The sequence below is a fragment of the Kitasatospora sp. NPDC093679 genome (genome assembly GCF_040683455.1).
Taxonomy (GTDB): domain Bacteria; phylum Actinomycetota; class Actinomycetes; order Streptomycetales; family Streptomycetaceae; genus Kitasatospora; species Kitasatospora arboriphila.
Genome location: NZ_JBFBDW010000067.1, coordinates 23,349 through 40,308 on the forward strand (window position 1 = coordinate 23,349; position 16,960 = coordinate 40,308).

At 73.3% G+C, this 16,960-nt stretch carries 16 protein-coding genes; 5 read left to right on the forward strand and 11 right to left on the reverse strand.

The genetic code is table 11. The features are described 5' to 3' along the window. Nucleotides 1–137: 137 nt before the first annotated feature. Nucleotides 138–1,469, reverse strand: coding sequence for a TRAM domain-containing protein (locus AB0O09_RS34565; protein WP_363548837.1), 1,332 nt, complete (start codon nucleotides 1,467–1,469; stop codon nucleotides 138–140). Between the two features lie 368 nt (nucleotides 1,470–1,837). Further along, nucleotides 1,838–3,889: an APC family permease gene (locus AB0O09_RS34570; protein ID WP_344626015.1), complete on the reverse strand. Its 2,052-nt coding sequence runs from the start codon at nucleotides 3,887–3,889 to the stop codon at nucleotides 1,838–1,840. A gap of 249 nt (nucleotides 3,890–4,138) precedes the next feature. Between AB0O09_RS34570 and AB0O09_RS34575 the strand changes: the two genes are divergently transcribed. Both AB0O09_RS34575 and AB0O09_RS34580 read left to right on the forward strand, forming a co-directional pair. Further along, the gene (locus AB0O09_RS34575) at nucleotides 4,139–4,807 is read left to right on the forward strand and encodes a TrkA family potassium uptake protein (RefSeq protein ID WP_363548814.1); all 669 of its coding nucleotides are present in this window, start codon (nucleotides 4,139–4,141) and stop codon (nucleotides 4,805–4,807) included. Beyond that, nucleotides 4,807–5,478: a TrkA family potassium uptake protein gene (locus tag AB0O09_RS34580; RefSeq protein ID WP_363548816.1), complete on the forward strand. Its 672-nt coding sequence runs from the start codon at nucleotides 4,807–4,809 to the stop codon at nucleotides 5,476–5,478. Before AB0O09_RS34575 ends, AB0O09_RS34580 begins: the two co-directional genes overlap by 1 nt. A gap of 54 nt (nucleotides 5,479–5,532) precedes the next feature. On the opposite strand, the gene AB0O09_RS34585 is transcribed toward AB0O09_RS34580, so the two are convergent. After that, nucleotides 5,533–6,279 (reverse strand): DUF3159 domain-containing protein, encoded by a 747-nt coding sequence (locus AB0O09_RS34585; RefSeq protein WP_359979824.1) that lies wholly within the window; start codon nucleotides 6,277–6,279, stop codon nucleotides 5,533–5,535. Beyond that, on the reverse strand, nucleotides 6,276–6,686 hold the full coding sequence (locus AB0O09_RS34590; RefSeq protein WP_095875656.1) for an OB-fold nucleic acid binding domain-containing protein: 411 nt from the start codon (nucleotides 6,684–6,686) through the stop codon (nucleotides 6,276–6,278). The genes AB0O09_RS34585 and AB0O09_RS34590 overlap by 4 nt, the downstream gene beginning before the upstream one ends. A 303-nt stretch (nucleotides 6,687–6,989) precedes the next feature. Here AB0O09_RS34590 and AB0O09_RS34595 point away from each other — a divergent pair, with 303 nt between their 5' ends. The 3 genes from AB0O09_RS34595 (at nucleotide 6,990) to AB0O09_RS34605 (ending at nucleotide 10,737) form a co-directional block, all read left to right on the forward strand. Further along, nucleotides 6,990–8,192 carry an ROK family transcriptional regulator gene (locus tag AB0O09_RS34595; RefSeq protein WP_363548818.1) on the forward strand — a complete coding sequence of 401 codons (1,203 nt, stop codon included), beginning with the start codon at nucleotides 6,990–6,992 and terminating at the stop codon, nucleotides 8,190–8,192. A gap of 168 nt (nucleotides 8,193–8,360) precedes the next feature. After that, a complete protein-coding gene (locus AB0O09_RS34600; protein ID WP_363548839.1) occupies nucleotides 8,361–9,692 on the forward strand; it encodes an LLM class flavin-dependent oxidoreductase in 1,332 nt (443 codons plus the stop codon). A gap of 205 nt (nucleotides 9,693–9,897) precedes the next feature. Further along, entirely contained in the window at nucleotides 9,898–10,737 is an 840-nt protein-coding gene (locus AB0O09_RS34605; RefSeq protein WP_363548820.1) for a patatin-like phospholipase family protein, read from the forward strand. Nucleotides 10,738–10,806: 69 nt separating this feature from the next. Here AB0O09_RS34605 and AB0O09_RS34610 read toward each other — a convergent pair whose 3' ends face one another. The 7 genes from AB0O09_RS34610 to AB0O09_RS34640 all read right to left on the reverse strand — a co-directional run bounded on the left by AB0O09_RS34610 (nucleotide 10,807) and on the right by AB0O09_RS34640 (nucleotide 16,838). Next, nucleotides 10,807–11,694: a TauD/TfdA family dioxygenase gene (locus AB0O09_RS34610; protein WP_363548822.1), complete on the reverse strand. Its 888-nt coding sequence runs from the start codon at nucleotides 11,692–11,694 to the stop codon at nucleotides 10,807–10,809. A gap of 35 nt (nucleotides 11,695–11,729) precedes the next feature. Then, on the reverse strand, nucleotides 11,730–12,068 hold the full coding sequence (locus AB0O09_RS34615) for a ferredoxin family protein (protein ID WP_363548824.1): 339 nt from the start codon (nucleotides 12,066–12,068) through the stop codon (nucleotides 11,730–11,732). Continuing rightward, nucleotides 12,065–13,651 carry an FAD-binding protein gene (locus AB0O09_RS34620; protein ID WP_363548826.1) on the reverse strand — a complete coding sequence of 529 codons (1,587 nt, stop codon included), beginning with the start codon at nucleotides 13,649–13,651 and terminating at the stop codon, nucleotides 12,065–12,067. The genes AB0O09_RS34615 and AB0O09_RS34620 overlap by 4 nt, the downstream gene beginning before the upstream one ends. A gap of 3 nt (nucleotides 13,652–13,654) precedes the next feature. Continuing rightward, nucleotides 13,655–14,560 carry an ABC transporter permease gene (locus tag AB0O09_RS34625; protein WP_363548828.1) on the reverse strand — a complete coding sequence of 302 codons (906 nt, stop codon included), beginning with the start codon at nucleotides 14,558–14,560 and terminating at the stop codon, nucleotides 13,655–13,657. Further along, complete coding sequence (locus AB0O09_RS34630) at nucleotides 14,557–15,363, reverse strand: ABC transporter ATP-binding protein (RefSeq protein ID WP_363548830.1); 807 nt, start codon at nucleotides 15,361–15,363, stop codon at nucleotides 14,557–14,559. Before AB0O09_RS34630 ends, AB0O09_RS34625 begins: the two co-directional genes overlap by 4 nt. Nucleotides 15,364–15,366: 3 nt before the next feature. Next, on the reverse strand, nucleotides 15,367–16,416 hold the full coding sequence (locus AB0O09_RS34635) for an ABC transporter substrate-binding protein (protein WP_363548832.1): 1,050 nt from the start codon (nucleotides 16,414–16,416) through the stop codon (nucleotides 15,367–15,369). 257 nt (nucleotides 16,417–16,673) lie between these two features. Next, on the reverse strand, nucleotides 16,674–16,838 hold the full coding sequence (locus AB0O09_RS34640; protein ID WP_363548834.1) for a putative leader peptide: 165 nt from the start codon (nucleotides 16,836–16,838) through the stop codon (nucleotides 16,674–16,676). Nucleotides 16,839–16,960 lie beyond the last annotated feature (122 nt).

Sequence of the window (16,960 nt, forward strand, 5' to 3'; positions counted from 1 at the left end):
GGCGGCACACGCGTGTACGGCGAATTCCCGCCACGGTCCGGCGGAACGGGACCCTCCGGCCCCGGAACGCCGATCGGCGGGCACCGGAGTCTCCTCCCGTGCCCGCCGATCGAAGCGGTTCCCGTCCGCGGCAGCGGCTACCCGTTCCTGCCGGGGCCCTCGCCGACCGGCTCCAGGATCGCCACGCACTCGAAGTGATGGGTCATCGGGAACAGGTCGAAGGCCCGCAGCGAGACCGGCCGGTAGCCACCCTCGCGGAAGAACGCCAGGTCCCGGGCGAGCGCCGCCGGGTCGCAGGCGACGTACGCGATCCGGCGGGCCTCCAGGCCGACCAGGTGAGCGACGGTCTCGCGGCCGGCGCCGGAGCGCGGCGGGTCGAGCACGATCAGGTCGGTGGCGGTGATGCCGGTGCGCGGCAGCAGGGTCTCGACCCGGTCGCACTCGATCCGGACGTTCTCCAGGGCGGCCAGGTTGTGCCGGGCGTCGGCCACGGCCTGCTTGGACGACTCGATGCCGAGCACCGCGCCGTCCTCGCCGACCCGGTCGGCCAGCGCGCCGGCGAACAGGCCGACGCCGCAGTACAGGTCGAGGGCCATCTCGCCCCACTGCGGGTCCAGGCCCTCCAGCACCGCGTCGACCAGGGTGTCCGGCGCCTGCGGGTGGATCTGCCAGAAGCCGCCCTCGGAGACCCGCCAGGTGCGGCCGGCCGCCCGCTCGCGGACGAAGGTCCGGCCGTGCACCCGGTGGAAGAGGCCCTGCTCGTCGACGCGGGAGATGGACACCGGCCGGTCGAGCTCGACCAGCGGCAGCTGCTCGCCGGGACGCGGCCGCAGGATGACCTGGCGGTCCGAGGAGCCGGTCGCGGCGACCGCCTCCACGGCGGCCACGCCGTCCCAGTCCTGTGCCTCGACGCCGAGCTCGGTGACGCCCTCGGCGGCGATCAGGCAGCGGTCGATCGGCTGCACGTCGTGCGAACGGTGCCGGCGCAGGCCGGCCCGGCCGGTCTCCGGGTCGACGGTGTACTGGACGCGGGTGCGCCAGGCCGGGACCTCGCCCGCCGGGAGCTTGCCGCCGACCGGCTCCACCGAGCCGTCCCAGCCGGCCTCGGCGGGGGTCAGCCCGGCGAGCTTGGCGAGCTGCTCGGTCAGCACCTGGCCCTTGAGCTTGCGCTGGCCGCCCGGGGTGACGTGCTGCCAGTCGCAGCCGCCGCACTTGCCGGGGCCGGAGAACGGGCAGGGCGCGGCGATGCGCTCCTTGGCGGGCTCCAGGACCTCCACGGCGTCGGCCCGCAGGAAGCGGGAGGTGGTGGTGCCCTCGGTGACCTCGGCGATCACGCGCTCGCCGGGCAGGGTGTGCCGGACGAACAGCACCCGGCCCTCGTGCCGGGCGACGCAGTGGCCGCCGCCGTGCGCGACGGGGCCGACCTCGACCTCGTAGCGCTCGCCGACCAGCGGATCGCCGCTCGGCACCCTGGGCTTCGACTCGGCCCGGGGCCCGGACGCCCGCTTCGCCGCCGCGCCGGACTTCGGCTCGCCGGTGCGCAGCGCCTTCGGCGGCCGGACGGTCTGCTTGCCCGGCCGCCGGCCCTTCGAGCCGGCCGGCTGGTCCTTGCCGGCCGTGCCGCGGCCCTGCGGGGCCGTCCGCTCGTCCGCGGGCGCCTCCTCGCGGGGGGCGCGGGGCGCGGTCTGGGCGGTGTAGCCCTCGCGGTCGGTGGCCGCCGGACGGGCGGACCGGTTGCTCCACTTGGGGTGGGCCACCTGGCCCGGGCGGCCGCCGGAGCGGCCGGAGCGGCCGGAGCGGCCGGCCGAGCCGCCCGATCGGGGCGGGTTGTTGCGGGTCACGGTGATCCGTCCTTGTTGCCGGTCCGGGTGGTGTCGGAGGTCTCGAACGGCCGGCCGCCGTGGTGGCGGGGCTCGCCGCGGCGGACGGCGCCCGGCGCCGACCAGGCCTTCTGCGGCTTGCGCCGCTCGGAGGACTCCAACTGCCAGGGTACGGAGGTCACCATCACACCGGGCTTGAACAGCAGGCGGCCCTTGAGGCGCAGGGCGCTCTGGTTGTGCAGCAGGTGCTCGTACCAGTGTCCGACGACGTACTCCGGGATGTAGACGGAGACGACGTCGCGGGGGCTGCTGCGGCGCAGGTTCTTGACGTAGTCGAGGACGGGGCCGGTGATCTCGCGGAACGGCGAGTCGAGGACCTTCAGCGGCACCTCGATGCCGCGGGCGTCCCAGTCCTTGCGCAGCGCCTCGGTGTCGGCCGGGTCGACGTTGACGGTGACGGCCTCCAGGGTGTGCGCGCGGGCCAGCCGGGCGTAGGCGAGGGCGCGCAGGGCGGGCTTGTGCAGCTTGGAGACCAGGACGATGGCGTGCACCCGGGTCGGCGGGGCGACGTCCTCTGGCTCCTCGGCGGCGACGAGCTCGGTGGAGACCCGCTCGTAGTGGCGGCGGATCGCCTTCATCATCACGAAGAGCACGACCATGGTCGCGATGGCGATCCAGGCGTGGCTGATCTTGGTAGCGAGGACGACGATCAGCACGGCCATGGTCATCACCAGGCCGAAGGCGTTGATGGCCCGGCTGCGCTGCATGTGCGAGCGCTTCTTCGGGTCGGTCTCGGTGCGCAGCAGGCGGGTCCAGTGCCGGATCATGCCGGACTGGCTCATGTTGAAGGAGACGAAGACGCCGACGATGTACAGCTGGATCAGCCGGGTCGGGTCGGCGTCGAAGGCGATGATGAACAGGATCGCCACGCCGGCCAGCAGGATGATGCCGTTGGAGAAGGCCAGGCGGTCGCCGCGGGTGTGCAGCTGGCGGGGCAGGTAGCGGTCCTGGGCGAGGATCGAGCCGAGCACCGGGAAGCCGTTGAAGGCGGTGTTGGCGGCGAGCACCAGGATCAGGCCGGTCACGGTGGCGACGAAGTAGAAGCCGGGCGTGAAGTTGGAGAACACGGCCTCGCTGATCTGGGCCAGCGCGGTCTTCTGGTGGTAGCCGGGGCCGGCACCGACGAGCTGCTCGGCCGGGTCCTCGGCCATCTGCACGTGGGTGAGGCGGGCCAGCCAGATGATGCCCATGAACATCACGACGGCGATGGACGCCATCATCAGCAGGGTGGTGGCGGCGTTCTTGCTCTTGGGCTTGCGGAAGGCCGGGACGCCGTTGGAGATGGCCTCGACACCGGTCAGCGCGGCACAGCCGGAGGAGAAGGCCTTCAGCAGCAGGAAGACCATCGCGAAGCCGGCCAGCGAGTCGTTGCCGGGGGTGGCCTGCAGGTGGAAGCCGGAGCTCTCGGCGTTCATCGTCTGGCCGAGGCCGGAGCGGATCGCACCCCAGACCACCATGCCCATCACACCGGCCATGAAGGCGTAGGTGGGGACGGCGAAGGCGCTGCCGGACTCGCGGACGCCGCGCAGGTTCATGCCCATCAGCAGGATGACCACGAGGATCGACAGCGGCAGTTCGTGGCCGCGCAGCGAGGGGACGGCGGAGACCACGTTGGCGACGCCGGAGGTGGTGGACACGGCGACGGTCAGCACGTAGTCGACGAGCAGGGCGCTCGCCACGACCAGGCCGGAGTTGGGGCCGTGGTTGACGGTGGCGACCTCGTAGTCGCCGCCGCCGCTGGGGTAGGCGTGCACGTTCTGCCGGTACGACGCGACCACCGCGAGCATCACGACGGCGACGACGAGGCCGATCTGCCAGGAGAAGTGGATCGCCGAGGCCCCGGCGATGGAGAGCGTGAGGAGGATCTCCTCGGGGGCGTAGGCGACGGAGGACAGCGCGTCCGAGGCGAACACGGGCAGCGCGAGCCGCTTGGGCAGGAGCGTCTCCCCCAGCTTGTCGCTGCGGAGCGCTCGCCCGATCAGGATGCGTTTCGGGAGATCGGCAGGCATAGGCACATCAAGGAATCGTAGGGGCTGCCGACAGGTGCTCCGACGACCGGTGCCCCCTCCGTCGAGACTGTGTTCGGCGGACCGGCTAGCGTGTCGGATGAAGGGATAGCGGGCAACACCCCTGTTGCCCGTGGTGCCGAGGTCGAAGGCGCCGACGACGATCCACCCCCGCAATGCGGGGGTGCGGAAGGATGATGAACGGTGTTTGCGCAGGTCATGACCCCAACGGACCGGGTGAGGTAGCGTCCCGTGCACATCGTCATCATGGGCTGCGGACGCGTGGGCTCGGCCCTCGCGAGAGCCCTGGAGAAACAGGGTCACTCGGTGGCCGTGGTGGACCAGGACCCGACGGCGTTCCGCCGTCTCGGCGCCGGGTTCAACGGCCGGAGGGTGACGGGCGTCGGCTTCGACCAGGACACCCTGCGGGAGGCGGGCATCGAGGAGGCGGGCGCCTTCGCCGCCGTCTCCAGCGGTGACAACTCCAACATCATCGCGGCGCGGGTCGCCCGCGAGAACTTCGGCGTCGAGCACGTCGCCGCCCGGATCTACGACCCCCGCCGCGCCGAGGTCTACCAGCGGCTCGGCATCCCGACCGTGGCGACCGTCCGCTGGACGGCCGACCAGATGCTGCGCCGGCTGCTGCCGAGCGGCGCCGAGCCGCTGTGGCAGGACCCGAGCGGCAGCATCCAGCTCGCCGAGATCGCCTACGCCCCGAGCTGGGTCGGGCACCGGCTGAGCGCCATGGAGGAGGCCGCGGGCGTCCGGGTGTCGTTCGTCACCCGGCTCGGCGAGGGCGTGCTGCCCGAGCCGCAGATGGTCGTCCAGGAGGGCGACCTGGTGCACGTCACCCTGCGCCGGAGCGAGCTGGACGCGGTCGAGGCCGCGTTCGCGAAGGGCCCCGAGGAGGGTGGTCACTGATGCGCGTCGCCATTGCCGGGGCCGGTGCGGTCGGCCGCTCGATCGCGGGCGAGCTGCTGGAGAACGGCCACGACGTCCTCCTCATCGACAAGAACCCGAACTCCATCTCGGTCGAGCGCGTGCCGATGGCCGAGTGGCTGCTCGCCGACGCCTGCGAGATCACCTCGCTGGACGAGGCCGCCCTGCAGCGCTGCCACGTGGTGATCGCCGCCACCGGCGACGACAAGGTCAACCTGGTGGTGTCGCTGCTCGCGAAGACCGAGTACGGCGTGCCGCGGGTGGTCGCCCGGGTCAACAACCCGAAGAACGAGTGGCTCTTCAACGAGTCGTGGGGCGTTGACGTCGCCGTCTCCACCCCGCGCCTGATGTCGGCCCTGGTCGAGGAGGCCGTCAGCGTCGGCGACCTCGTCCGGCTGATGCGCTTCAGCCAGGGCAACGCCAACCTGGTCGAGCTGACCCTCGCCGCCGACACCGAACTGGTCGGCACCCGGGTCGCGGACGTGCCCTGGCCGGTGGACACCGCGCTGGTCACGATCATCCGCGAGGGCCGGGTGCTGGTGCCGGGCAAGCAGGACACCCTGGAGGCCGGCGACGAGCTGCTGTTCGTCGCCGCCCAGGAGCGCGAGGAGGAGCTGGAGAACCTGCTGTCGGCGGGCTCCGGCGCCCAGTAGCGGGACGCGCAGGCACGGCGGAGGGGCCGCACCCGGCGGGTGCGGCCCCTCTCGTCACTCCGTGTCCGTCTGCGCCTTGATCGGCGGCGGCGCCTTCAGCAGGATCTGCCAGGTCACGTACATCGCCAGCAGCATCGGCGGGATGCCGAGCGCGACCTTCAGCCAGCCGAGCAGGTTGACGTTCCCGGTGAAGTACAGCGGGAAGAGGATCACCGGCTTGATGCCCATGATCACCACCCAGGCCCAGGTCGCCTTGGTGTACGCGGCGAGCCGGCCCGGGTTCTGGGTGCGCCAGGTGAACATCTCGCCGGTGATCGGGCCGAGCATCACGCCGATCAGCGGCCAGCGCACCAGCGCGGAGACGGCCAGCGCCACGCAGTAGCCCACGCTGTACAGCAGGCCGGGCAGGTAGAAGTTCTCCGCCTTGCCGGTCTTCATCGAGATCCAGGCGCCGATCGCGACGCCGAAGACGCCGCTGAACGCGTGCTGGATCGTCTCCCGCTTCGCCAGCCGGACGACCACGAACAACGCGCTCAGGCCGAGCGCCGACCACGCGGCGGGGGCGACCTGATGCGTCACGTTGAAGGCGATGATGAAGACCAGGCCCGGCAGGGTCATGTCGATCATGCCGCGGACGCCACCGAAGGCCTTGATCACCGTCTCGGCGGCCTCCTTGGACGCCGCCGCGTCGTGCGCCGCCGTGCCCGGCTCCGGTACGGGGTCGTGCGCCACCGCCGGCTCGATCCCGGTGGGCAGGTCGGCGGTGCGGGCGGCGGACTCGCCGCCGGGAAGGTTGCTCACGCTGATTCGCTCCCGTGTCCGACCGGACGCAGCTCGTAGCGGGGGTTGAACAGCACGCGGCGCCCGCGTGCGTGGCTGATCCGGCCGGAGGCGATGAGCCGCCGACCCGGTTCTATGCCCACGATCGAGCGGCGGCCGAGCCAGACCACGTCCAGCGCGTCACTGCCGTCGAAGAGTTCGGCCTCCAGGGCCGGCACGCCCGCCCGCGGGCGGATCGTCACGGTGCGCAGGGTCCCGGCCACGGTGACCACCTCACGGTCCCCGCAGCTGGCGATCGGGGTGCATCCCGACTCGGCGGTGTCCTGGCGCAGCTCCTCGGCCTCCAGTTCCTCCGTGGAGGAGGTCAGCCGGTTGAGCATGCGTCGGAAGCGGCCCTGCGGCTGGTCGCTGCGGATGTCACCACTCATGTCGGAAAGGCTACCGGGTGACGGGGCCCGCGCGGCAGGGCCGCAGGTCACACCGGGCCGCCGCACCCGCGGGGCGCCCCGGTCCGCGGCGGGCCGGTGCGACCCGCCGCCCCGACCCGTCATTCCGACCCACCGCCCCGACCCACCGCCCCGACCCACCGGCGCGTCCGGCCGACCGTGCGCCGCCCGCGTGCGCCCGCTGCCGTGCAGTGCAGCCCCTCGTGCTGCGGCCGGCCACCGGACCCGCCACCGCTTCACGCCGCCGCCACGCCCGTGCAACACCCCGCTGCGACCATCGACCGCATGCTCTCCCTGGTCGCCTCCCCCGCGTTCGGCCGAGCCCCCCAACCCACCGAGGGCGGCGGCGCCGGGGCGGTGCTGCGCGCCGTCCTGGTGCGCGGCGCGCTGACCCGCCCCGCCCTCGGCCGGGCCACCGGCCTCAGCGCCGCCGCCGTCTCCCGGCACACCACCGACCTCGCCGCCCTCGGCCTGCTGCGCGAACTGCCCCCGGCCGACGGCCCGCCGCGGGCCGGCCGGCCCCGGCTGCCGCTCGACATCGACACCCGCCACCACCTCGCCTGCGGCGTCCACATCGGCGTCCCGTGGATCACCTTCGCCCTGCTCGACCTGCGCGGCCGCGTCGTCGCCCACGAGCGGCTCCCCCGGCACGGCGACGCCACCGCCGTCCTGCGCACGATCCGCACCCACCTGCCCTCCTTCACCGCCCGCCGCGCCGCCGGACGCTCGCTGCTCGGCGTCGGCGTCGTCACCGGCGGCTGGGTCGACTCCGAACGCGGCGTCGTCGTCGAGCACGCCCCGCTCGGCTGGCACGACGTGCCCGTCCGCGACCACCTCGCCGGGGTCACCCGGCTGCCCGTCCACGTCGACGGCCACGCCCGCGCCCTCGCCCGGGCCGAACTCCTCTTCGGCGCCGGCCGCGAGGCCACCGACCTCGTGCAGCTCTTCGTCGGCAACGTCGTCGACGCCGCCATCGCCACCGGCGGGGGCGTCCTGCAGGGCCGGCGCTCCCGGGCCGGCGACATCGGCCACCTGCCGGTGCCCGGCTCCACCGAACCCTGCCCCTGCGGCCGCACCGGCTGCCTCCAGGCCACCGTCTCCGACCGCGCCCTGGTCCGCCGCGCGCACCGGCTCGGCGTCGTCCCGCAGCCCGACCTCGACCTGCTGCTCACCCGTGCCGCCGCCGGACGCCCCGACGCCCTGGAACTCTTCGAGGAGCGGCTGCGGCTGATCGCCCCCGCCGCGGCCCTGCTGCTGGACGTGCTCAACCCGGAGGTGCTGGTGGTCAGCGAGGCCGGACTCGCCGTCTCCCCGCACCTCGCGGACGTCCTGCACGAGCAGGTGCTCGCCCGGGCCCGCCCCGAGCCCGGACAGCTCGTCGCCGCGGGCTCCTTCGGGCTGGACCTGCTGGCCGTCGCCGCCTGCGCGGGCGTCCTCGACAGCGCGTACCGGCGGCCGATGGAGCTGCGCACCGCCCGGGCGTCCTGACCCGCAGGTCCCCGGTGCGGACCGGCCCGCACCGGGGCTCCGACCGGTGCGAACGGGCCGTCAACGCCGCATTAATTCCGCCGGGCCGAGGAATCGTTGTCCGCCCGCCGGACCGCCCGGAGGATGGCAGGGACCCCCGTCCCCTCCTCCGAGCCGGAGCCCTCCGCCATGCCCGAGAACGACCGCCAGCTGCACTTCAACCTCTTCCTCATGGGCGTCGGCCACCACGAGGCCGCTTGGCGCCACCCCCGGACCGACCCGGCGCGGGCCGCCGACATCGGCCACTTCCAGGACCTCGCCCGGCAGGCCGAGGCGGCCTCCTTCGACTCCGTCTTCCTCGCCGACGGCGTCGAGGCCCGCTCGGACGGCGGCTGGGGCCTGATCAGCCACTTCGAACCGTTCACCCTGCTCACCGCGCTCGCCGTGGTCACCGAACGGATCGGGCTCATCGGCACCGTCTCCACCGGCTTCTCCGAGCCCTACAACCTCGCCCGGCAGTTCGCCTCGCTCGACCACATCAGCCGTGGCCGGGCCGGCTGGAACATCGTCACCTCGGCCGGCGACCGCGCCGCCCAGAACTTCGGACGCGACGCCAACCAGGAGCACGCCCTCCGCTACGAACGGGCCGACGAGTTCCTCGACGTCGTCACCGCGCTCTGGGACAGCTGGGAGGACGGCGCCCTCCTGCTCGACCGCACCACCGGCGCGTTCGCCGACCCCGACCGGGTCCACGAGATCGACCACACCGGCACCCACTTCCGCGTCCGCGGACCGCTCAACATCCCGCGCAGCCCGCAGGGCCACCCGCTGCTGGTCCAGGCAGGCTCCTCCGGCAGCGGCCGCGCCTTCGCCGCCCGCCGGGCCGAGGCCGTGTTCACCGCGCAGCAGACCCTGGAGGAGGGGCGGTCCTTCTACGCCGACCTCAAGCGGCAGGCCGCCGCCGCGGGCCGCGACCCGCAGCAGGTGAAGATCCTGCCCGGCGTGGTGCCCGTGATCGGCTCCACCGAGGCCGAGGCCCGCCGCCTCGACGAGGAACTGGACGCCCTGATCAGCCCCGCCCGCGCCGTCTCCGTCCTCTCCGGCGTCCTCGGCGTCGACCTCACCGACCACCCGCTCGACGCCCCGCTGCCGCCGCTGCCGCCGGTCACCGAGATCAACGGCGCCAAGAGCCGCTTCGAGCTCGTCCGCGACCTCGCCGAACGCGACGGACTCACCCTGCGGCAGCTGATCGGCCGGCTCGGCGGCGGCCGCGGCCACCAGGTCGCCGTCGGCACCCCCGAACAGATCGCCGACCACATCGAGACCTGGTTCACCCGGGGCGCCGCGGACGGCTTCAACGTGATGCCGCCGATCCTCCCCGACGGCCTCACCGACTTCGTCGAGCAGGTGCTGCCGATCCTCCGCAAGCGCGGCCTCTTCCGCGAGGGATACACCGGCCGCACCCTCCGCGAGCACTACGGCCTCGACCGTCCCGCCGGCCGCTGGTCCACCGCGGCCTGACCCCGCCCCCGGCGCGGGGAGGAACCCAGGGGCGCGTGTGGGCATCTCCCAGCCAAAGGCTGGGAGATGCCCACACGCGCCCCTCAGGTGTGACCACCTGCGACACAGAGCGTGCTCCCGGTACGGAACACCCCGCCCGCTTCGGCCCGTTGGCACTCTCGGAGCGCGGCACCCACGCCCCGCTCCCACGGACGAGGAGGCGGGGATGACGGACCGGAAGTCATTGGTGCTCGGCGGGGGCGGGTTGGCGGGGATCGCCTGGCTGACCGGGTTGCTGGCCGGGTTCGAGGCGGAGGGCGTCGCCGTGGCCGGCACGGCGGACCAGGTAGTGGGCACGTCGGCGGGTTCCACCGTGGCGGGTCAGCTGGCGAGCGGTCTGCCGCTCACCGAGCTCTACCGCCGGCAGAGCGAACCCCCTTTGCAGAACGCCGAGTTGACCCCCGACCCGGCCACGGTCGCCACCTTGACCGCGGTCTGGGGGAAGCTCGTCGAGGAGACCGTCGACCCGTTGGAACTGCGCCGGTCGGTCTGCGAGATGGCCCTGGCCGCGGAGACGGTGTCCGAACCGGCCCGCCGCGAGGTGATCGAGGGGCGGCTGCCGCGCCACGACTGGCCGGCGTGGCCGCTCACCCTGGTGGCGGTGGACGCCGGCACGGCCGAGGAGGTGCTGATCGACCGGGAGTCCGGGGTGGGCCTGGTCGATGCGGTGGCGGCGAGCTGCGCCGTCCCGGGGATCTGGCCGCCGGTCTCGGTGGACGGCTCCCGGTACGTGGACGGCGGTGTCCGCAGCTCGGCCAACGCCGACCTGGCCGAGGGCGGCCGGGTGCTGGTGCTGGCGCCGCTGCCGGACGAGGCGCTGACCGCGCAGGTCGCCGCGTTGGAGGCGCGCGGTGCGGCGGTGCTGGCGGTGACCCCGGACGAGGCGTCCGCGGCCGCGTTCGGCGTGAACCCGCTGGACCCGGCGGTGCGGACGCCGGCCGCGGCGGCCGGCCTCGCGCAGGGCCGCCGGATCGCCGCGCAGGTCGCGGAGGTGTGGGGGAGGTGAACGCGCCCGGCCGCGCCGCGGGCGGTGTGCCTGCGGCGCGGCCGGTGCGGTGCCGCTCGGTGACCCGGCTCAGCCGGTGTAGTGCGCGGCGTCGTCGCCCTCGACGATGTAGCTGGGCTCGCCGCTGACGCCGACCGGCACGTCGCCGGCGACGGTGACGCGGTGCAGGCGGCGCGGCAGGTCGTCGTAGTCGTCCGGCGCGTAGTGCTGGGTGGAGCGGTTGTCGAAGAGCACGACGTCGCCGACCGACCAGCGCCAGCGCACCACGTTCTCGGGCCGGGTGACGTACGACTGCAGGGTGCGCAGCAGGTCGTGCGAGGCGCCGGTGGGCAGGCCGAGGATGCGTTCGGCGAACCCGCCGATGAACAGGCCGCGTTCGCCGGACTCGGGGTGGACCCGGACCACGGGGTGGGCGGTGCGGTAGGTGCGGGAGGTGAAGACGGCGCGGCGCTCGGCCTCGGCGTCGTCGAGCTCCTTGCCCTGCGCGTAGTCGTAGTCGTTGGTGTGAACGGCCCAGAGCCGGTCGGCGAACTCCCGCAGCTGCTCGGGGAGGTCGCGGTAGGCGGCCTGGGCGTCGGCGATCAGGGTGTTGCCGCCGTAGGGCGGGACGACGAGGCTGCGCAGCGTGGACGCCTTGGGCGGGGTGCGGACGAAGGTGACGTCGGTGTGCCACTGGTTGGCCCGGCCGCCGTCCTCGCTGTCGACGGCGAGGACGTTGGGCTGTCCGTCGAGCGAGGGCACGGTCGGGTGGGCGGTGGTGAGCGGGCCGAAGTAGCCGGCGAAGCGGGTCTGGCCCTGATCGTCGAGGTGCTGTCCGCGGAAGAACAGCGCCTTGTGGGCGACGAGGGCGTCGTTCAGCGCGGTGACGGTCTGCTCGTCGAGCGGCTGCGCGAGGTCGATGCCGGTGATCTCGGCGCCGATCCGGCCGCCGACCTTGTGGAGCTCGAACGCGGTCATGGGTGTGCTCCTCTTCGTGGTGCGGGTCGGGGATTTCAGGAGGTGATGGGTGCGGTCCCGAAGGCGGGGCCGATGGCCTGCAGCGCCCCGGGGGTGCGGCCGTGGCCCCAGCCGATCCGGGCCCGGTAGCTGCCGAGCAGTCCGGCGTCGGCGAGGTGGTCCTCGTCGTGCGGGACGGGCTGCGGCCGGGTGCGCGGGTCGACGTACAGGGCGTCGACGGGGCAGTTGGCCTCGCAGTGGAAGCAGGTCTGGCAGTCGTCCTGCCGGGCGATCACGGGGATGCCGTCCACGCCGCGGTCGAAGACGTCGGTGGGACAGACCCTGATGCACTTGTCGCAGGCGATGCAGCGGGCGGCGGAGACGAGTTCGATCACACGGGCTCCTTCACGGCGGGCTCCTTCACGGGGCGGGTCCAGACCTCGTCCAGGCCGCCGGTGGCGATCCGGTGGTGCTGGGCGGGGTCCCGGTCGGGGAAGTCGAGTCGGCGGGCCATGCCGCGGCTCTCGGTGCGGGCGAGCGCCGAGCGGTACATCCAGCGGGCGTTGGCGGCGAGCGCGGCGGCCTGCCGGGTGCGGATCGCGTCGCGGCCCTCGCCGCGCAGTCCGGCGCGCAGCTGCCGCCAGGTGTCGTCGAGCACCCGGAGCGAGGCGGTGAGGGTGTCGCCGTGCCGCAGGTAGTTCTTGTCGTACGGCAGGACTTCGCCCTGGACGGCGGCGATCACCTCGCGGTGGTCGGCGCCGCCGCTGCCGGTCGGCCGCAGTCCGGCTCCGCCCGCGGCCCGCACGGGCCGGGTGCGGGCGGCGCGGCCGAGCCCGAGGGCGTACCGGGCGGCGCCGGTGCCGGCCCAGCTGCCCGAGGACATCGCCCAGGCCGCGTTGTGGCTGCCGCCGCCGGTGAAGCCGCCGCAGATCTCCTCGCGGGTGGCGGCGTCGCCGGCCGCGTAGAGGCCGGGCACGGTGGTGCGGCAGTCCGCGTCGGCGATCCGGATGCCGCCGGTGCCGCGGACGGTGCCCTCGGCGAGCAGGGTGATCGCGAACCGCTGGGTGAACGGGTCGATGCCGAGCCGGTCGAAGGTGAGGAAGAAGTTCGGCTGGGCGAGCCGCATCGCCTGCCGGGCGGCCGGGTCGGCCCGGTCGAGGATGCAGTAGACCTTGGCGTCGAGCAGTTCGCGGGCGATGACCGATCGGCCGCCCTGGCTGGCGGCGCCCTCCAGGACGCTGCCGTCCTCCCGGTGGAAGGTGGCGAAGGAGTAGAAGGCGGTCTTGGTGACGGAGGTGTGCTCGGGCGCGATGCCGTACGCGTTGGAGAACTCCATGCCGGAGAGTTCGGCGCCGACCTCGGCCGCGTAGAGGGCGCCGTCGCCGGTGTCGGTGTCGGTGCCGAGGGCCCCGCTGAGGAACGCGCAGCCGCCGGTGGCGAGGACGACCGCGCCGGCCCGCACCCGGTAGGGGTGCCCGGCCTGCCGCCGGTGGCCGGCCGCGCCGGCGACCGATCCGTCGGCGGCGGTGAGCAGTTCGGTGACCGGGCTGTGGTCGAGGATGCGCACCCCGGCGCGGCGGGTCCTGATCCGCATCCGCCGCATGTACTCCGGGCCCTGCAGTCCGTTGCGCGGCTGGCGGCCGTCGGGCGCCGTCGGGAAGGGGTATCCGCCGGTCTCCGCCAGTTCGTTGATGTTGGTGTAGGTGCGGTCGAGGACGCGGGTCATCCAGCCGCGGTCGGCGAGGTGTCCGCCGAGGCCCTCGCGGCTCGCCATGGCGGCCTCCCGGGCGGCCGGGTCGGGCTGCACGTACCAGACTCCGGTGCCGCCGGCGGCGGTCGCGCCGCTGGTGCCGCAGTAGCCCTTGTCGGCGAGGACGACGTCGGCGCCGGCCCGGGCCGCGTCGAGGGCGGCCCAGGTGGCGGCCGGGCCGCCGCCCACCACCAGGACGTCCGCGCTCAGTTCGAGGATCTCGCCCATCCCTCAGCCCCCCACCGGTGCGCGCCAGGCGGTGAAGCGGCGCTCCAGGGCGACCAGCAGCTGGTTGAAGAGCACGCCGATCACGGAGATGGTGACGATGCCCGCGTACATCTGCGGGATGGCGAAGTTGAATTGGGAAGCGTTGATCAGGTAGCCGAGCCCGGCCTTGGCGCCGACCATCTCGGCGGCGACCAGGACGAGGATGGAGACCGCGCCGGCCAGCCTGATCCCGGTGAACACGGTCGGCACGGAGGCCGGCAGGATCACCTTCTGGAACAGCCGGAACGGCGAGAGGTTCAGTGAACGGGCGAGCCTCAGCAGGGTCGGGTCGACGGTGCGGACGGCGCTGATGGTGTTCAGCAGCACGGGCCAGATGCACGCGTAGAGCACGATGGAGATCTTGGAGGTCTCCCCGATCCCGAGGATCAGCACGAACACCGGCAGCAGCGCCAACGCGGCGGTGTTGCGGAAGAGTTCGAGCAGCGGACTGAGCAGGTTGGCGACCGGCCGGTACCAGCCGATCAGCAGGCCGAGCGGCACGCCGAGGGCGACGGCGAGGCCGAAGCCGCTCAGCGAACGGGTCAGGCTCGCCTGGGTGTTGGTCGCGAGCTGGCCGCTGTCCAAGAGGCCGAACCAGGCGTCGACGACCTGGCTGAACGGCGGCAGGAAGGTCGGGTCGACGAGGTTCAGCCGCGGGGCCGCCTCCCACACGGCGAGCAGGGCGGCGATCGCGACGGTCTTGCCGAGGCCGGCCAGCAGCAGACGGGGCAGCCTGGAGCGGCGGCGCGCGGCACGGGCACCCTCCCGGGGCGGAACGGCCGTGGCTTCGGCGGCCGGCGCCCCGAAGTCGGGCTTGGGCTTGGGCTTGGTGAGGACGGGCGGGGCGGACGGGCGGACGTCGGTGCTCATGCGGCGCTGACCTCTCTCTCCAACTGCTGGGCGCGGCTGACCTCGTCGTGCAGCAGGCTCCAGATCTCGTGCCGGTAGCGGGCGAACTCCGGGCTGGAGCGCAGGTCCTGGGCGGCGCTCCGGTCGCCGAGGTCGATCGGGACGACCTGCTTGACCCGGCCCGGGCGGGAGGTGAGCACGGCCACCCGCCCGCCGAGGTAGACCGCCTCCTCGATGCCGTGGGTGATGAACAGGACGGTCTTCCCGGTCTGCTGCCAGATCCGCCGCAGCTCGTCCTGCAGCGACTCACGGGTCTGGGCGTCGAGCGCCGCGAACGGCTCGTCCATCAGCAGCACTTCGGGGTCGTAGGCGAGACTGCGGGCGATCGCCACCCGCTGCTTCATGCCGCCGGACAGCTCGTGCGGGTGCCTGTCCTCGAAGCCGGTGAGGCCCACCAGCGCGAGGTACTCCCGTGCCCGGGCGGCGCGTCGGCGTCTCGGCACGCCGATCGACTCCAGGCCGAACTCGACGTTGCCCTGGGCCGTGCGCCAGGGCAACAGCGCGTACTGCTGGAAGACGGTGGAGCGGTCGGGCCCGGGCCCGGTCACCGGGCGACCGTTCAGCAGGATCTCGCCGGAGGTGGGTGCGGTGAGCCCGCCCAGCAGGTCGAGCAGGGTGGACTTGCCGCAACCGCTCGGCCCCACGAGCACGGCGAACTCACCGGCCGCGATGTCGAGGTCCACCCGGTCCACGGCGGTGAAGTCGCCCCCGCCGCGGACCTGGAACACCTTGCTGACGGAACGGAAGGAGATGTCGGCGCTCATCGCTCAACTCCTGCTCGGGGAGGGGCTCGCGGCCGTCGCCGCGGCCGCGGGGTAGCCGTTGAACTCGTTGGTGTAGAGGTCGGTGGGCTTCACCTGGCCGGCCTTGATGTCGCCGTGCTCGACCAGCCAGTCGATCCAGATCTTGAACTCGTCGTCGGTGATCCGGCCGCCGGTCTCCGCCACGCCCGCGGACTTCCAGTACTTCAGGGCCGCGGTGTCCTCGTTGCGTCCGCGCTTCTTCACGATCTCGACGCTGCGGGCGATGACCTCCTCCCGCGGCGTGGTCCTGGTCCACTCGATCGCCTTGGCCACACCGGTGACGAAGGTCCGCGCGGTGGTCGGGTTCTGCTTGAGGAAGCGGTTGGTGACGACGTACGTCCCCGCGCTGAACCGGCCCAGCAGGTCGTAGTCGCTGAACAGCGGGCGGATGCCGCCCGCCGCCAGGGCCTTGTCCCGCAGCACCCCGCCCAGCACCCCGACCTCGATCTGCTTCTGTCGTACCGACTGCTCGGTGTTGACCGGCGGCACCACGATCGGCTCGACCTTGGCGATCTCCGCCGGCGAGAGCCCGTTGCGCTGCAGGTAGATGTCGAGGATGGCCTCGCTGTGCGCCCCCAGGGTGTTCATCCCGACCTTCTTGCCGAGCAGGTCGCGAGCGGAACGGATCGGGCTGTCCTGCAGCACGTAGAAGCCGTTGTACGCGGCCTCGTCGACGCCGTAGTAGCTGATCACGGCCTTCACCGGGGCACCGGCCGCGATCAGCTTCACGACCGCGCCGTTGAAGGCGCCGCCGAAGTCGATCTGGCCGGTCGCCGCGGACTGGATGTCCTGCGGGCCGCTGATGGTGTTGCCGACCCATTCGAGCTTCACATCGCCGAAGTAGCCGAGGTCCTCGGCGAGTTCGGGCAGGGTCACCTGCCCCGCCCAGCCCTGGTACCTGAGCTTCTTCGTCTCGGATCCGGAGCCGGCGGAGGCGGTGGCCCTGCCGCAGGCAGCGGCGGCGACCCCCACGGCGGCGAGCGCGAGGAACTGGCGACGGGAGGTGGCGGGCATGGCGGAAGTCCTTTGCGGGAAGGGCGGCACACCCCTCCCCCGGGACGCGAACACCACGACGTCGGCGGCAGCCGGACAGCACGGAGGAACCCGTCACGGGAGAGCGGTGGCACAGGGAGTGCGAGACGAACGACCGCCATCGGCCGGAAGGCCCGAGGAACGGTCGGAGAGCGGAGCCCGGGTACGCCGGAGTGGCAGGGGCTCAGGTGAGGCCGGCGAGGCGGCGCGCCGTCATGGCGCGGTGGCGGGCCTGCCCGTCAACGGCAGGCGGCACAGATGGCGCTGGCATGACGTCGCAGATCGACGTGCAGGCGCCCGACGAGGCTCTCGGCTTGGCTCACGCTCTCAGCGTTCCAGCCGGCCCGTTCCCGGGTCAACGAATGTTCCAGCCCTGCAAGAAACCTGTCGTACCGCCGACACACGCGGGCCGGAGAGTCGGGTCCGGAATGGGCCCGGAAATGCGAGAAGCCCCGCCCGGGGTCCCCGGGCGGGGCTTCTCAGAAGAATTGTTCGGCGGCGTCCTACTCTCCCACAGGGTCCCCCC

Bases quoted from the DNA above. Each gene is read 5' to 3' on its own strand.
- AB0O09_RS34570 (WP_344626015.1), bottom strand. From the start codon at position 3,889: ATGCCTGCCGATCTCCCGAAACGCATCCTGATCGGGCGAGCGCTCCGC.
- AB0O09_RS34580 (WP_363548816.1), top strand. From the start codon at position 4,807: ATGCGCGTCGCCATTGCCGGGGCCGGTGCGGTCGGCCGCTCGATCGCG.
- AB0O09_RS34590 (WP_095875656.1), bottom strand. From the start codon at position 6,686: ATGAGTGGTGACATCCGCAGCGACCAGCCGCAGGGCCGCTTCCGACGC.
- AB0O09_RS34595 (WP_363548818.1), top strand. From the start codon at position 6,990: ATGCTCTCCCTGGTCGCCTCCCCCGCGTTCGGCCGAGCCCCCCAACCC.
- AB0O09_RS34600 (WP_363548839.1), top strand. From the start codon at position 8,361: ATGCCCGAGAACGACCGCCAGCTGCACTTCAACCTCTTCCTCATGGGC.
- AB0O09_RS34605 (WP_363548820.1), top strand. From the start codon at position 9,898: ATGACGGACCGGAAGTCATTGGTGCTCGGCGGGGGCGGGTTGGCGGGG.
- AB0O09_RS34610 (WP_363548822.1), bottom strand. From the start codon at position 11,694: ATGACCGCGTTCGAGCTCCACAAGGTCGGCGGCCGGATCGGCGCCGAG.
- AB0O09_RS34620 (WP_363548826.1), bottom strand. From the start codon at position 13,651: ATGGGCGAGATCCTCGAACTGAGCGCGGACGTCCTGGTGGTGGGCGGC.
- AB0O09_RS34625 (WP_363548828.1), bottom strand. From the start codon at position 14,560: ATGAGCACCGACGTCCGCCCGTCCGCCCCGCCCGTCCTCACCAAGCCC.
- AB0O09_RS34630 (WP_363548830.1), bottom strand. From the start codon at position 15,363: ATGAGCGCCGACATCTCCTTCCGTTCCGTCAGCAAGGTGTTCCAGGTC.
- AB0O09_RS34635 (WP_363548832.1), bottom strand. From the start codon at position 16,416: ATGCCCGCCACCTCCCGTCGCCAGTTCCTCGCGCTCGCCGCCGTGGGG.